The following is a 14307-nucleotide window of genomic DNA, read 5'->3' as shown; positions in this document are numbered from 1 at the left end:
GACACGCACGGGCGTGCCGCTCGAACGCGATTCGTGAACGACACGCGGCCCGGATACGGTGTCGCCCGTGCTGGTGCTCGCGGTGTGCAGTCTCAAGGGTGGCGTCGGGAAGACGTCCGTGACCCTCGGTCTGGCGTCGGCCGCCCTGGAACGCGGGATGCGCACCCTCGTGATCGACCTGGACCCGCAGGGCGACGCCACGATGGCACTCGGCGCCCGGCCCGACACGGCCGACGTGGCCTCCGTCCTGGAGCTGCCCGGCGCGGCGACGATGGAGGCGGCGACCGTCCGGTCCTCGTGGTCCGACGACGGCCCGGACGTCCTCGTGGGCTCGGAGCGTTCCGCCGATCACGACCGGATGCGCGACAACGACGTCGAGCGCCTCCGGTACGCGCTCTCGTGGGTGAACGGCTACGACCTCGTCCTCATCGACTGCCCGCCGTCGCTGGGCGGCCTCACGCGCACCGGGCTCGTCGCCGCGGACCGGGCGATCGTCGTCACCGAGCCCGGCCTGTTCGCCGTGATGGCGGTGGGTCGGGCGATGCGCACCATCGACGAGCTCCGCCGCGGCCAGGCCTCCGCTCTCCAGCCGCTCGGCATCGTCGTCAACCGGGTGCGGGCGCGGTCGGTGGAACAGGCATTCCGGCTGGAGGAGCTGCACACGCTCTACGGGCCCCTCCTGCTCAGCCCCAGCGTGCCCGAGCGCGCGGCGTTGCAGCAGGCACAGGGTGCGGCGCAGCCGGTCCATGCGTGGCCCGGTGCTGCCGCCGCCGAGCTCGGTCGGACCTTCGACGCACTGCTCGACAGAGCACTGCGCGCACCACGCCGGTAGTCAGACGGCGGAACGGGCCTGACGGCGCATCGCCAGCTCGTCGTGCGGTGACGGCTCGGCCGTGAGGTCCTCGTCCTCGTCGGCACGCTCCGTGGGCAGGGCGGCGAGCGTGCCCTCGACCTCGCGCCAGACACGACCGACGGCGATGCCGAACACGCCCTGCCCGCCCTGGACCAGGTCGATGACCTCGTCGGCGGACGTGCACTCGTAGACGCTCGCACCGTCGGACATCAGCGTGATCTGCGCGAGATCGTCCACACCGCGCTCCCGCAGGTGGCTCACCGCGGTACGGATCTGCTGCAGCGAGACGCCCGTGTCGAGCAGTCGCTTGACCACCTTCAGGACGAGGATGTCGCGGAAGCTGTAGAGGCGCTGGGTCCCGGAGCCGGTCGCGGGACGTACGGACGGCTCGACCAGGCCGGTGCGGGCCCAGTAGTCGAGCTGGCGATAGGTGATACCGGCCGCGCGGCAGGCCGTGGGCCCGCGGTAGCCGGTCGAGGTGTCCAGATCGGGGAGGTCGTCGTCGAACAGCATGCCCTGGGCGCGCTGGGGAACGACCCCGCCGACGCTCTCGGCATTCTCGGTGCTGGTCACGAATCCTCCACTCGTCGAACGCCGGTCGGGTCGACGTCTCCCCCGGCTACAGCCACAGTAGGCCCGTCATCGGTCAGAAGCCACGACGCCTCCGCGCGTGTCGGCGTGCGCGAGTCTCACCTTCAACCTGAACACGAAGGTTCGGGTCACAGACCCTCGTCGTCGGGCTCGCTGCCGGTACCGAAGTCCTCCGGCGTCACCACGTCGAGGAACCGGCGGAACCGTTCGAGATCCGCCTCCGAGGAGGTGGTGCGGACCTCGACGCCGGCCACGGCGACGACCTCGGCCGAGCACAGCACCGGGCAGGAGAACCGCAGCGCCATCGCGATCGCGTCGGAGGCGCGCGAGTCGACGCGCGGACCGGTGCGCAGCACCAGCTCGGCGTGGAACACGCCCTCCTCGAGCCGAGTGATCTCGACTCGGGTCAGGCCGGACCCGGTGGCGACCAGGACGTCGCGCAGGAGGTCGTGCGTCATGGGGCGCGGCGGGACGATGCCCGCCTGCGCGGATGCGATCGCCGACGCCTCGGACGGGCCGATGAGGATGGGGACGAGGAGCTCCGAGTCCGGGTCCAGGAGCAGCACGACGATCTCGTCGTCCGCCAGGTGCTGGCGCACTCCGACGATCTCGACGGGAATCAGCTCGGCGTCTTCCCCCATACGGCCCAACCTACGACGCCCACGGCGATCCGGCGTGCTCGTCGGGGCCCTCGGTGTGTATCGGTCGCGTTACGGTGCGAGGTCGGCGACGGCCGCCCGCACGAGCGCCGTGTGCATCTGCGTGCACAGCTCGCCGACCTCCGCAGCGAGCGTGCCGGCGCGGGCTCGGCTGGACGCGCTGCGCTGGCCGCGCCAGGGGGCGACGACCTGCTCGACCAGGTCGGCCTGCCTGTCCGCGGCCGCCCGGAACTGACGCAGGTGCCGTGGGTCGATCCCGTGCTCGGCGAGTGCCGCGGCCGACGTGACGATCTGCAGGGCCCAGGAGTCGAACGCGCCCGACGGGTGCGGCCGCAGGATGCCGGCCGTCACCAGATCCTCGACGAACGCCGGCTCGACGTCGGCCTCGCGGGCGAGGACGTCGACGGTCAACCGCGGTGCCGCCGACTCGCGGACGCCGTCGCGGGTGGCGAGCCGGGCCCGGGCAGCAGGCTCGTCCTCCTCGCCAGCGTCCAGAGCGGCCAGCCGTTCGCCGATGACCTTCAGCGGCATGTAGCGGTCGCGCTGCTGGCGCAGCACGAACCGCAGGCGCTCGATGTCGGCCGGCGAGTACTGGCGGTAGCCCGACGCCGTGCGGACCGGCTCGATCAGGCCCTGCTCCTCGAGGAACCGCAGCTTGGACGTGGTGACCGCCGGGAACTCGAGCTGGAGCGACGCCAGCACGTCCGAGATCCGCATCGTCGCACGGCGGGAGATGCCCCGTGGCCACAGCTCGTCGGACACCTGGGCGTCGGCGGCCGGCGCCTGCACGGCGTCCAGCCGCTGCGGTCGTGCACTCACCACGCGGTGCCCCCGGTCGATCTGGTCGGTCGCTTCACGCGCCCGCCGCGTCCCGGTGCGGGCTCGGGTGGAACGTCATGCGGTACTTGCCGATCTGCACCTCGTCGCCGGCGCGCAGGATCGACTGGTCGATCCGGGTCCGGTTCACGTACGTCCCGTTCAGCGACCCGATGTCGCGCACGACGAACTGGTTGCCCTCCCGGACGAACTCGGCGTGCTTGCGGGAGACCGTCACGTCGTCGAGAAAGATGTCGGCTCCGGTCGAGCGGCCGGCGACGGTGCGCTGCGCGTCGAGCAGGAATCGGGCGCCGGCACTCGGTCCGCGCTGCATGACGAGCAGGGCCGACGTCGGCGGCAGGGCGTTGACCGCGCCCACCTCGTCAGGCGTGAGCCCGACCGGGGCACCCGCCTCGATCTCGACCTCGACCGGTTCGATCGCACCAAAGCTCATCGTGGTGTCCGGTCCGCCGGCCTGCGGATCCTCGCTGCTCATGCCACCTCCCGGCCCGGTCCTGACGATGGGTGCGGGCACTAGGCCGCGCGATCACACCTTATGCGGACCCAGGCGCCCCGCGCAGCACCGCGGACGGAGGACGCCGTCGCAGGGTGCGACGAATCAGGATCAACCGCCCGTCGGCGGCACGGGCGTCGCGTAGACCGGATCCGGGATCACCCGCAGGGCGGTGATCTGCACGGTGTCCCTCTGCTCGACGTCGCCGTGCCCGCCGTCGTTACGCACCTGCGCCATCGCCCCGCCCGGGATCTGGAGCGCGGGGTCGATCGTGTCCGGATCGCCGATGACGGTCCACGTGTACGGCGCGTCGAGGGTGGTGCCGTCGAGCACGACGGCACCGGCGGCTCCCGTGAACGCGCTGCTCGCCGTCACCCGCTGGTCGTTGAGCTCGATGGCCTCGGCGCCGGCGTTGCGCAGCTCCTCGAGCACGTCGAGCATCGTGCTCGGCTTGATGGACCCGGAGGGGTCCGTCAACGTCACCACGACGCCGGGCCCCTCGGCCGGGAGCCGCCCGGTCAGGATGCCCTGGGTCTCCGCGCTGCGGCGCAGCGCGTCGAGCGCGGCCTGCCGGCGGTCCGAACCGGACAACAGCTGGTCGCGCTCCCGGGTGAGGTCGGCCGACTCGTTCGCCAGGGCGTCGCTCCGGTTGGTGACCTCGTCGAGGATGCGCACGAGGTCCTGCTGGCGCATGGAGCTCAGGTCCGCGCCCGACGCCTGGCGCACCTGGACGACGAGCGCGAAGCCGAGCATCGCGCACAGGACGGCGGCAAGGACCTGCGCGCGCGTCATCCGAGGCTTGAGCGCCCGGCCCAGGACCGACCACGCACCCGAGGCCGCAGGCTGGGCCGGTGCGGTCACCTCGTCGGCGTCCTCGTCGCCACCCGTCCCGTCCGGTGACCCGGGCTCGGCCACCGGGTCGGACGAGACCGATCCAGCGCTGTCCTCGGGCGCGTCGGAGGTGGGCTCCTCGATCGCGTCCGCCAGCGACTGCTCGATCGCCTCCGCCCGCGCGAGCTCGGCCGCGGCGGCCGTCGCGAGCGGCGACTCGTCGTCGTTCAGCACCGGTCCGGCCAGGTCGGGGCGCGGTTCGTTGAGGGCGTCGAAGACCTCGCGGTCGCTGGGGCGGTCGGCCGCGCCGTCCGGGTCCTCGACCGGGTCGCCGTCGGTGCGCGTCTCGTCCACGGTCATGCCTTGAACAGGTGCCGGCGGATCGAGGCTGCGTTGGAGAAGATCCGGATGCCGAGCACCACGACGACGGCGGTCGACAGCTGCGAGCCGACCCCGAGCTGGTCTCCGAGGAAGACGATGAGCGCAGCGACGACGACGTTCGAGAGGAACGAGATCAGGAACACCCGGTCGTCGAAGATGCCGTCGAGCATGGCGCGCAGGCCGCCGAACAGGGCGTCGAGCGCGGCGACCACGGCGATCGGCAGGTACGGCTGGAGCTCGGTGGGCACGGTCGGCTGGAGCAGCAGCCCCCCGACGATGCCGATGAGCAGCCCGATGACGGCGATCATGTGCCCTCCCTCCCCGAAAGACGTGCCGACGATGCCATACCCGGCTCGTCGGGCGCACGTCCCGCGCCGGTCACGTCGGCCGTGGCGCTCGGCGTCGGCTGGTCCGCGTCCGACGAGCCCAGCACGGTCGCGTCGTGCAGGGTCACCGGCCCGGTCCCGGGGAGCTGGAGCTTGGACTGCGACGAGATCTCCACACCGATCCCGTAGTTGGTGCGCAGGGCGGACATGCGCTGGCCGGCATCTGTGCGGGCGAGCGTCGTCTGCATGGTCACGGGGTTGCCGATGGCGTCGACCTTGTACGGGCTGCTGAGCGGGACCAGGTCGACAAGGACGGCGTCGCCGGCCGCGCGGATCGCCGTCATCGCCGTGAGGCGCTGCCCGTTGATCGCGATCGCCTCGGCACCCGCGGCCCACAGACCGTTGACCACCGACTGCAGGTCGCTGTCCTCCACCCGCAGCCACGGGTCCTGGGTGTCCGGGTCGTCCGTCGGTGCGTCCGAGAGCTCGATGCGAAGCCCCCGACCCGCGACGGGGACGACCCCCGACTGGACGGCCATGGCGGTCGCGCCGTCCTGCAGCGCCAGGTCGTCCGCGCCCAGCACCTGGTTCTGCAGGTTGTTGACCTGGGCGGTGAGGTCGTCGAGCTGCGACTGGAGCTCCTCCGCGTTCGTGGTGCGCTCCTCGATCTGCCCCTCGAGGATGTCGCGCGCCCGCTGCGCGGAGCTGGCCGGCTGGCGCAAGGCGATGGTGGCGGCGGTCGTGCCGAGCCCGAGGACCACTGCGATCACGACCAGCGTGGAGACCGACCGCACCGTGCGTGGGTGCGCGCTGCCCTGCGCGCGCTTGGCCGCCGCCTCGGCGTACCCGGCGTCCAGCGGGCGGCGGTACACCTCGGTCAGCAGGGTCATCGACGCGTCGGGGCGTCGCACCGGGGCGAGGGGCAGCGGCGCGTCCGAGCCGTGCCGGGAGGTCATGCCGGTTCCACCGGTGCGCGGAGCAGGCGCGCAGCCTGCGCCAGGTACAGCGCACCGGCGAACCAGTACAGCGCCACACCCCACAGGGCGAACGCCCAGCCGACCACGCCCGCGACGACGCCGACCGACGAGTCGACCTCGGCGAGCAGGAGAAGCGGGAACGCGTAGAGCAGGGCGAACGTGCCGGCCTTGCCGGCAAGGTGCACCGGCAAGGGTGCGTACCCGGCGCGTCCCAGGACGAGCAGCATGATGCCGAGCACCACGTCGCGGAGCACCAGGACGATCAGCAGCCACCACGGCACGACGTCGCGCCACGCCAGGGCGACGAGCGTGACGATGATGAACAGGCGGTCGGCCGCCGGGTCGAGCAGCTGCCCGAGCCTCGAGACCTGTCCGAGCCGGCGCGCCAGCACGCCGTCGAGCCAGTCGGAGGCGCCCGAGACCGCAAGGACGAGGATCGCCCAGCCGTCGCTGCCCCGGGCCAGGAGGACGGCGAACACCGGGACGAGCAGGAGCCGCACCAAGCTGATCGCGTTGGGGATCGTCCAGACGCGCGAGGAGACGATCTCGTCTTCTGGCACTGCCTCCCCCGATCTCCGCGCCGAGTGTGCGCGGCGTCGATCCTATGCGGGCGCGGGTGGGCTCCGGACCGTGGCGCGCGGCGGACCCGCTCCGTTGGTGCCACCCTGACGGGATGGCACACAGCAACGACCCCGAGGTCATCCGACGCCTGCTCACGAACCCGGGCCGCTGGGCGGTCGTCGGGCTCTCGTCCAACCGGGCACGGGCGGCCTTCGGCGTCTCGGCGTACCTGGGCGGGATCGGCATGGACATCGTCCCCGTGCACCCGAGCGCAGAGACGGTCCACGGAGCGGCCGGGGTGCGGTCGCTCGCCGAGGTCGACGGCCCGGTCGACGTCGTCGACGTCTTCGTGAACAGCAGCCTGGCCGGCGAGGTCGTCGACCAGGCCATCGCGATCGGTGCCCGGGCGGTCTGGTTGCAGCTCGACGTCGTCGACGAGGACGCCGCCGCTCGGGCGCAGGCAGCCGGGCTGGACGTCGTCATGAACCGGTGCCCGGCGATCGAGGGGCCGCGCCTCGGCCTGCGATGACCTGTGCCCGACGTCACGCGCACGGGTCCGGACAGCGGACGGGTCCTGCCGCTAGACTCCTGGTGAATCTGGAGTTCGTCGCGTCCCCCTTCGAGGCGTCGCCACCACCGCGCGAGCGGTCGGGGCCCGCCTCTTGTTGTGAGGTCTAGGCACCGCGAGATGCGGTCGCCACTGGGTGGTCCGGGGCTGCGACCCGCTGTTCGCCGTCCCGGTGCACGGTTCAGGGCTCCGCCCCGCGATGATCGGTTCCCCCTTTTCATGAGTTCTGTTGCGCCCTCTGCCATGCCCGAGAACGGCACCTTCGACGAGCTGGGTCTGCCCCCGGCGCTCGAGGCCGCGATCGCCGACCTCGGCTTCACCACTCCCTCCGCCATCCAGGCGCAGGCCGTCCCCGCCCTGCTGAGCGGCCGCGACATCGTCGGTGTCGCCCAGACCGGCACCGGCAAGACCGCCGCGTTCGGTCTGCCGCTGCTCGCCTCGATCGACCCGGACGTGCACGCCGTGCAGGCGGTCGTCCTGACGCCGACGCGCGAGCTCGCCATGCAGGTCGCCGACGCGATCCAGTCGTTCGCCACGCACCTGCCCGGCCTGAACGTGCTCGCGGTGTACGGCGGCTCGCCGTTCCTGCCGCAGCAGCGCGCGCTGGCCCGAGGCGCCCAGGTGGTCGTCGGCACCCCCGGTCGCGTCATCGACCACCTCGAGCGTCGCACGCTGAAGATGGACGACGTCCGCTTCCTCGTGCTCGACGAGGCCGACGAGATGCTGCGCATGGGCTTCGCCGAGGACGTCGACAAGGTGCTTTCGGCGGCGCCCAAGGAGCGTCAGGTCGCCCTGTTCTCCGCGACGATGCCGCCGCCCATCCGCCGGGTCGCCGAGCAGCACCTGAACCGTCCGGTCGAGATCACGGTCTCGCGCCAGGCGTCCACGGTGACCAGCGTCCGCCAGACGTACGCCGTGGTCCCCCACCGCCACAAGACCGGTGCGCTCGCCCGCGTGCTCGCCGTGTCCGAGGCCGACGCCGCGATCGTGTTCGTCCGCACCCGTGGTGCGGCCGAGGAGGTCGGCAGCGCGCTGGTCGAGCGCGGAATCTCCGCCGCGTTCATCTCCGGCGACGTCGCCCAGACCGAGCGCGAGAAGATCGTCGACCGCCTGCGGTCGGGCGCCCTGGACGTCCTCGTCGCCACCGACGTCGCGGCCCGTGGGCTCGACGTGGACCGCATCGGCCTCGTCGTGAACTTCGACGTGCCGCGCGAGCCCGAGACGTATGTGCACCGCATCGGCCGCACCGGCCGCGCGGGCCGCGAGGGCGAGGCACTGTCGTTCGTCACGCCCGCCGAGCAGTCGCGCCTGCGCCAGATCGAGCGGACCACGCGCCAGTCCCTCATCCAGGTCGAGATCCCGACGCCCGTCGAGGTGTCCGCGCACAAGGTCAGCGGCCTGCTGGCCCGCACGGCCGAGCGCACCGAGATCGGTCGCCTGGACCTGTACCGCGAGGCCATCGCCGTGCACCTGGCGCAGAACCCCGGTCTGGACCCCGTCGACCTGCTCGTCGCGCTCACGGCCCTCGCGGTCGGCGACGAGGGCCCTGTGGCCGCCACGGGCGACGACCTGGACGACGCGCTCTCCCGCGCCCACCTCACCGGTGGGAACCGTGGCGACCGTGACCACGAGTACGCGAGCGGCCGGAGCGGCGACCGCGGCTACGACCGTCCCGAGCGGGGCGAGCGTCGCAACAACAACACGCACATCGCGGGCGGTGCGCCGCGCTGGCGGGTCGCCGTCGGTCACCGTGACGGCCTGCAGCCGGGTGCCCTCGTGGGCGCGCTCACCGGCGAGGGCGGCCTGACCGGCAAGGACGTCGGCAAGATCGACATCTTCGGCAGCTTCGCGCTGGTCGACCTGCCGGGCGGCCTGACCCCCGAGGTCATCGACCGCCTGGCGCGCACGCGCGTCGCCGGTCGCCCGCTGCGGATCCGTCAGGACACGGGCCCCCGCCCGGGCCAGGGTGCCTCGCGCCCCAGCCACGGCCCGGCCCGCGGCCGCGCCTGACCCTCGTCAGCGGGCGTGTCGTCCCACCTGACCACAGGCCTCCTTCCGTGCCCCTTCGGCGGCACGGAAGGGGGCCTGTCCGGTCTGTGCGCGAGAACTCGCGCGCCTCATCCGCAGGAGTCCCCCGCCGGGACGACGGTCAGCGTCGGACCGCTACGGCTGTGGTACTCGAACGGTCCGCGCGTCCACACCGTCACGAAGCCGTCGAGTCGACCGCCTGCGGGGGGTGACTCCACGGTGGTCACCAGGCTCCACTGCTCACCCTGCGCGACCAGCAGCCCGTCGGCGTCGATGCGCGTGTAGCCCGCGAGCTCGGCGGCGGAGACGCTGGCTCCCACCGCGACGTCGCCGTCGCGGTCGAGCCGTTTGGCCCACAGCCCCTCCCCCTGTTCCAGGGCACCGTCACGCGCCGGCGCGACGGACTCCACCCGGAGCGGGAGGCGTCCGTCGTTCGTCAGCAGCGCCGCACCGACGACGAGCGGCCCATCGCTGGCGCGCGGGATGCACACCGCGTCGCCCGCGGGCAGTACCAGACCGGACCCGAGCCACGCCCGAGCCCCCACGGCGGCCACGGCCGCCGTGACGATCAGGACGCCGACGACGAGGACGCGGCGACGCCGCACCGGCGTGGTCACCGCGGAGTCCTCGGCGAGCGTCATGGACCGAAGGCTCCCATCCGCGGGCCTCGACGGCGAGGTCCGTGAGGGTGACGGTCCCCCGTCAGGAGACCGCCGCCTCCACCGCCGCGACGAGCTCGTCCACGTCGGCCTCGGTGGTGTCGAACGAGCACATGAGCCGGACCTCGCCCGTGGCGACGTCCCAGTCGTAGAACCGCCACCTGCGGCGCAACGAGTCGGCAACACCTGTCGGGAAGACGACGAACACGCCGTTCGCCTCGGTCGGGCGCGTGACGTGGACACCCGGCAGGTGCTCGATGCCCCTGCGCAGCCGGCTCGCCATGGCGTTCGCGTGCGCCGCCGACCGCAGCCACAGGTCACCCTCGTACAGGGCGATGAGCTGGGCGGAGACGAACCGCATCTTCGAGGACAGCTGCATGTCGAGCTTGCGCAGGTAGGTCAGGCCGCCGTCCGACCCCGGGGTCAGCACGACGACCGCCTCGCCGAACAGCAGGCCGTTCTTGGTCCCACCGAGCGACACGACGTCGACACCGACGTCGGTGGTGAAGGCGCGCAGCGGCAGGCCCAGCGCCGCGGCGGCGTTCGAGATGCGGGCGCCGTCGAGGTGCAGCCGCAGTCCGAGCGCGTGGGCCTGGTCGGCGAGGGCGCGGATCTCGTCGGGCGTGTAGAGCGTGCCCAGCTCGGTGCTCTGCGTGATCGACACGACGCCCGGTTGTGCGCGGTGCTCGTCGCCGAACCCCCACGCCTGCGTGGCCACGAGGTCGGGGGTGAGCTTGCCGTCCGGGGTGGGCACCGTCAGGAGCTTGAGGGCACCGACCCGCTCGGGAGCGCCGCCCTCGTCGGTGTGGATGTGGGCCGTCTCGGCGCAGATCACGGCACCCCACCGAGGCAGGAGCGACTGCAGCGAGAGCACGTTCGCGCCGGTGCCGTTGAACACCGGGAAGACGGTGGCCGTCGGCCCGAAGTGCTGCTGGACCACCGACTGGAGGTGGGCCGTGTAGACGTCCTCGCCGTACGCGGTCTGGTGGCCTCCGTTCGCCTCCGCGACCGCGACGAGGATCTCGGGGTGCGTCCCGGCGTAGTTGTCGGAGGCGAAGTCGCGGCGGTCGGCATCGTGCAGTCGGGTCACGGGGACAAGTGTGCCCTGGGCGTCCCCGTGGGGCATGATCCGAGCAGCTCGCAGAGTGGTCGATGAGGAGGTGGCGGGTGAAGCCCGACGTGGACCCGGACGACGGTCGGACCGAGTCGGCCAACGAGCGGGCCGACCGCAACTGGAACGAGCTCCTGCAGGAGCTGCGCGTGTCCCAGACGGGGACGCAGATCCTCACGGGCTTCCTGCTCACCATCCCGTTCCAGCAGCGCTTCGCGACGCTGGACACCTACCAGCGCAACCTCTACCTGGTGCTGGTGCTCCTGGCGGTGCTGGCCACGGCACTGCTCCTCACGCCGGTCAGCATGCACCGGGTGCTCTTCCGCCGACGTCTCAAGCCGCAGCTCGTCGCCGCCGGGAACGTCTTCGCCAGGACCGGCCTGTTCGTGCTGGCACTCGTCCTGGCCGGAGGCGCGATGCTCCTGTTCGACGTGGTGCTCGGGCGCACGGCCGGCCGGCTCATCGGCGTGGGGGCCATCGTCCTGCTGAGTGCCTGCTGGTGGGCGCTGCCCGAGTTCATCGGACGTCGGACCGCCCGCTAGCTGCGGGCCTCGGCCTCCCGGCAGGCCGCGCAGGTCCCGACGAGCTCGATGGTGTGCTCGACGTCGTCGAACCCGTTCGCGGCCCCGACCTGGGCGGCCCAGGCCTCGGCCTGACCCGCCTCGATCTCGACCGTGCGCCCGCACGAGCGGCACACGAGGTGATGGTGGTGGCTGCGCTGCTCGCACAGGCGGTAGACCGACTCGCCCTCCTCGGTCCGCAGCACGTCGACGTCACCGTGCTCGGACAGGCTCTGCACGGCCCGGTACACGGTGGCCAGACCGACGCTCGAGCCCCGGGAGCGCAGGATCTCGTGCAGCTGCTGCGCGCTGCGGAACTCGTCGACGTCCTCGAGCAGGTCGAGGATCTCGGCGCGCTGCCGCGTCTGGCGCGGGACGACCACCATCACGAGCCACCTTCCTGAGAGTCGTTCCCAAGATCATACGAGGCCGGGCCCCCGATCCGTGCGGATCGGGGGCCCGGCCTGATGTGCTGCGGTGCTGCGTCAGCCCTGCACGGCGCGCTTGAGGGCGCTGCCTGCGGTGAGCTTCACGCGGAAGCCCGCGGGGATCTCGAGCTTCTCACCGGTCTGCGGGTTGATACCGGTCCGGGCACCACGCTCGGCGCGGGCGACGGCGAGGAAACCGGGGATCGTGACGGCCTCGCCCTTGGCGAGGTTCTCGACCACGACCTCCTGGAAGGCCTTGAGGGCCTTGTCGGCGTCCGTGTTGGTGAGGCCCGCCTTGGCGGCGAGGGCCTGGACGAGCTCGGTGCGGTTCACGCTCACTGGATGTGCTCCTTGTTCACTCGGGAATGCGGGCCCAGGTGCGGGCCGAGGTGTTCCCGGGCACGCAGAAGAGATCAAGGCCCGGGGCGACCGGCTGACACTAACCCGTGAAGGGCCAACAAGCCGATCTGGGGCGTCTCGTGTCACCTGTGTGAGCGAGCCAACAGCTCCTCGAGCGGCCACGTCGTGATGATGCGCGCCGGGTCGAGATCGTGCTGCGCGGCCCGCTCGCAGCCCGCCGGGAGCCAGTCGAGCTGGCCCGGCGCGTGGGCGTCCGTGTCGATCGAGAACAGGCAGCCGGCCTCGATCGCGACGTCCAGCAGCTCGTGCGGCGGGTCCAGCCGGTCGGGTCGGCAGTTGATCTCCACGGCCACTCCGTGCTCGGCGCAGGCGTCGAACACGCGGCGGGCGTCGAACTCGCTCTGCGGGCGGCTCTTGCCCTTGATCTGCCTGCCCGTGCAGTGTCCGAGGACGTCCGTGCGCGGGTTGCGCACGGCAGCGAGCATCCGCTCGGTCATCGGGCCGCGGTCCATGCGCAGCTTGGAGTGCACCGACGCGACGACGACGTCCAGCCGGTCGAGCAGGTCCGGCTCCTGGTCGAGGCCGCCGTCGTCCAGGATGTCCACCTCGATGCCGGTGAGCACGCGGAACGGCCCGACCACGCGGTTCAGGGCAGCGACCTGCTCGAGCTGGCCGCGCAGCCGCGGGGCGGACAGCCCGTTGGCCACCGTGAGACGCGGCGAGTGGTCGGTGATCGCCAGGTAGTCGTGCCCGAGCTCCATCGCGGCCAGCACCATCTCCTGGATGGGCGTGGACCCGTCGCTCGCCTCGGTGTGGGCGTGCAGGTCCCCGCGGAGCGCGGCCCGCAGGAGGGCCGCTGCCGGGTCCAGCGTCGACGACGCGTACTCCTCCTCGAGCGTGTCGAGGTACTCGACCGGCTTGCCCCGCAGCACGTGCGCGACGACGTCCGCGGTGCGAGCGCCGACCGACGGCAGCGTGGCCAGCGCGCCCGTGGTCTCCAGCACGCCCAGCCGCCCGGGGTCCTGCCTCTCGACGCTCACGGCCGCCTTGCGGAAGGCCTCGCTGCGGTAGGCGCTGGCCTGCGCCCGCTCGAGCAGGAACGCGATCCGGCGCAGCGCGGCGACGGCGTCCGCCTGCCGGTCGGACGCCGAGCGGTCGGCCGGGCTCACGATGCCTTGGTCTTGCTCTTCTTCGGGGCCTCGGCCGCCTCGTCCTTCGACGGCTCCTCGCCGCGCGCGCTCCGGGCCTTCTCGACGCTGCGCTGCAGGGCCGCGAGCAGGTCGACCACGTCGCCGCCGCCGTCACCGGAGGTCTCCTCGCCCGGCGGAACCGGGACGGACTGGGTGTCCCCGGAGGAGACCTTGGCCGCGATCATCGCCTCCAGCGCTCCCGCGTAGCGGTCCTCGTACTGGTTCGGGTCGAAGTCCGCGGCCAGCGAGTCGACCAGCGACGACGCCATCGCAAGCTCCTGCGGCCGGACCGTGACCTCGTCGTCCAGGACCGGGAAGTCGACCGCGCGGATCTCGTCGGGCCACAGGAGCGTCTGCATGACGATGACCTTGTCGCGCACCCGCAGGATCGCCATCGACTCGCGCTGCCGCAGCGCCACCTTGACCACGGCGACACGGTCGGCCTGCTCGAGGGCGCCGCGCAGCAGCGCGTACGGCTTCGCAGCGGCCTTCTCTGGCTCCAGGTAGTACGTCTTCTGCAGCAGGATCGGGTCCACCTGGTCCACCGGGACGAACTCGAGAACCTCGATCTCGCGCTCGGTGGACAGGGGCAGCGAGCGGAAGTCCTCGTCGGTCAGGACGACCAGCTCGCCGTCCTCGGTCTCGTAGCCCTTGGCGATGTCCGACATCTCGACCGGCTCGCCGTCGATGCTGCAGAACTTGCGGTACCGGATGCGGCCGCCGTCCTCGCGGTGCACCTGGTGCAGGGTCACCTCGTGCTCCCCGGTCGCCGAGTACAGCCGCACGGGCACGTTGACCAGCCCGAAGGCGACCGAGCCCTTCCAGATCGCTCGCATGGTGAAGGTGTCCGTCCCGTGAGGTTCCATCGCGCAGCTGCTCGCTCCACAGGCGCGC

18 protein-coding genes are annotated in these 14307 nt (G+C 72.3%); 4 read left to right on the top strand and 14 right to left on the bottom strand.

Annotated features, from left to right (window positions below):
• Positions 1-67: 67 nt before the first annotated feature.
• Positions 68-832, top strand: coding sequence for a ParA family protein (locus ACPPVS_RS09255; protein ID WP_426595801.1), 765 nt, complete (start codon positions 68-70; stop codon positions 830-832).
• Here ACPPVS_RS09255 and ACPPVS_RS09250 read toward each other — a convergent pair whose 3' ends face one another.
• From ACPPVS_RS09250 to ACPPVS_RS09215, 8 genes are all read right to left on the bottom strand, one after another.
• Positions 833-1426: a MerR family transcriptional regulator gene (locus ACPPVS_RS09250; RefSeq protein WP_426595799.1), complete on the bottom strand. Its 594-nt coding sequence runs from the start codon at positions 1424-1426 to the stop codon at positions 833-835.
• Positions 1427-1572: 146 nt separating this feature from the next.
• Positions 1573-2085: a bifunctional nuclease family protein gene (locus ACPPVS_RS09245; protein ID WP_426595797.1), complete on the bottom strand. Its 513-nt coding sequence runs from the start codon at positions 2083-2085 to the stop codon at positions 1573-1575.
• Positions 2086-2154: 69 nt separating this feature from the next.
• Entirely contained in the window at positions 2155-2901 is a 747-nt protein-coding gene (locus tag ACPPVS_RS09240; RefSeq protein ID WP_426595932.1) for a MerR family transcriptional regulator, read from the bottom strand.
• A gap of 55 nt (positions 2902-2956) precedes the next feature.
• Positions 2957-3415 (bottom strand): FHA domain-containing protein, encoded by a 459-nt coding sequence (locus ACPPVS_RS09235; protein WP_426595795.1) that lies wholly within the window; start codon positions 3413-3415, stop codon positions 2957-2959.
• A gap of 129 nt (positions 3416-3544) precedes the next feature.
• Complete coding sequence (locus tag ACPPVS_RS09230) at positions 3545-4624, bottom strand: DUF881 domain-containing protein (protein ID WP_426595793.1); 1080 nt, start codon at positions 4622-4624, stop codon at positions 3545-3547.
• Positions 4621-4953 carry a small basic family protein gene (locus tag ACPPVS_RS09225; RefSeq protein ID WP_426595791.1) on the bottom strand — a complete coding sequence of 111 codons (333 nt, stop codon included), beginning with the start codon at positions 4951-4953 and terminating at the stop codon, positions 4621-4623. The genes ACPPVS_RS09230 and ACPPVS_RS09225 overlap by 4 nt, the downstream gene beginning before the upstream one ends.
• The gene (locus tag ACPPVS_RS09220) at positions 4950-5927 is read right to left on the bottom strand and encodes a DUF881 domain-containing protein (protein WP_426595789.1); all 978 of its coding nucleotides are present in this window, start codon (positions 5925-5927) and stop codon (positions 4950-4952) included. The genes ACPPVS_RS09225 and ACPPVS_RS09220 overlap by 4 nt, the downstream gene beginning before the upstream one ends.
• Positions 5924-6508, bottom strand: a complete 585-nt coding sequence (locus ACPPVS_RS09215; RefSeq protein WP_426595787.1) for a CDP-alcohol phosphatidyltransferase family protein — start codon at positions 6506-6508, stop codon at positions 5924-5926. Before ACPPVS_RS09215 ends, ACPPVS_RS09220 begins: the two co-directional genes overlap by 4 nt.
• Positions 6509-6621: 113 nt before the next feature.
• Here ACPPVS_RS09215 and ACPPVS_RS09210 point away from each other — a divergent pair, with 113 nt between their 5' ends.
• Positions 6622-7038 (top strand): CoA-binding protein, encoded by a 417-nt coding sequence (locus tag ACPPVS_RS09210; protein WP_426595785.1) that lies wholly within the window; start codon positions 6622-6624, stop codon positions 7036-7038.
• A 258-nt stretch (positions 7039-7296) separates the two neighbouring features.
• Complete coding sequence (locus tag ACPPVS_RS09205) at positions 7297-9087, top strand: DEAD/DEAH box helicase (protein WP_426595783.1); 1791 nt, start codon at positions 7297-7299, stop codon at positions 9085-9087.
• A 107-nt stretch (positions 9088-9194) separates the two neighbouring features.
• On the opposite strand, the gene ACPPVS_RS09200 is transcribed toward ACPPVS_RS09205, so the two are convergent.
• Together ACPPVS_RS09200 and ACPPVS_RS09195 are read right to left on the bottom strand one after the other, a co-directional pair.
• On the bottom strand, positions 9195-9746 hold the full coding sequence (locus ACPPVS_RS09200) for a hypothetical protein (protein WP_426595782.1): 552 nt from the start codon (positions 9744-9746) through the stop codon (positions 9195-9197).
• 61 nt (positions 9747-9807) lie between these two features.
• The gene (locus tag ACPPVS_RS09195) at positions 9808-10890 is read right to left on the bottom strand and encodes a threonine aldolase family protein (RefSeq protein WP_426595780.1); all 1083 of its coding nucleotides are present in this window, start codon (positions 10888-10890) and stop codon (positions 9808-9810) included.
• A gap of 41 nt (positions 10891-10931) precedes the next feature.
• Between ACPPVS_RS09195 and ACPPVS_RS09190 the strand changes: the two genes are divergently transcribed.
• Entirely contained in the window at positions 10932-11417 is a 486-nt protein-coding gene (locus ACPPVS_RS09190; protein WP_426595779.1) for a DUF6328 family protein, read from the top strand.
• Here the strand turns inward: ACPPVS_RS09190 and ACPPVS_RS09185 are convergent.
• The 4 genes from ACPPVS_RS09185 to ACPPVS_RS09170 all read right to left on the bottom strand — a co-directional run bounded on the left by ACPPVS_RS09185 (position 11414) and on the right by ACPPVS_RS09170 (position 14249).
• Complete coding sequence (locus tag ACPPVS_RS09185; protein ID WP_426595777.1) at positions 11414-11821, bottom strand: Fur family transcriptional regulator; 408 nt, start codon at positions 11819-11821, stop codon at positions 11414-11416. The genes ACPPVS_RS09190 and ACPPVS_RS09185 overlap by 4 nt on opposite strands.
• A gap of 99 nt (positions 11822-11920) precedes the next feature.
• Complete coding sequence (locus ACPPVS_RS09180) at positions 11921-12202, bottom strand: HU family DNA-binding protein (protein ID WP_426595776.1); 282 nt, start codon at positions 12200-12202, stop codon at positions 11921-11923.
• Positions 12203-12345: 143 nt separating this feature from the next.
• Positions 12346-13392: a PHP domain-containing protein gene (locus ACPPVS_RS09175; protein ID WP_426595775.1), complete on the bottom strand. Its 1047-nt coding sequence runs from the start codon at positions 13390-13392 to the stop codon at positions 12346-12348.
• On the bottom strand, positions 13389-14249 hold the full coding sequence (locus ACPPVS_RS09170; RefSeq protein ID WP_426595773.1) for a Ku protein: 861 nt from the start codon (positions 14247-14249) through the stop codon (positions 13389-13391). Before ACPPVS_RS09170 ends, ACPPVS_RS09175 begins: the two co-directional genes overlap by 4 nt.
• Between the last annotated feature and the right edge of the window lie 58 nt (positions 14250-14307).

Source organism: Cellulomonas sp. McL0617 (genome assembly GCF_049994875.1).
Lineage (GTDB): Bacteria > Actinomycetota > Actinomycetes > Actinomycetales > Cellulomonadaceae > Cellulomonas.
Note: the sequence above shows the minus strand (reverse complement) of the source record. Positions and strands in the feature narration are given on the sequence as shown.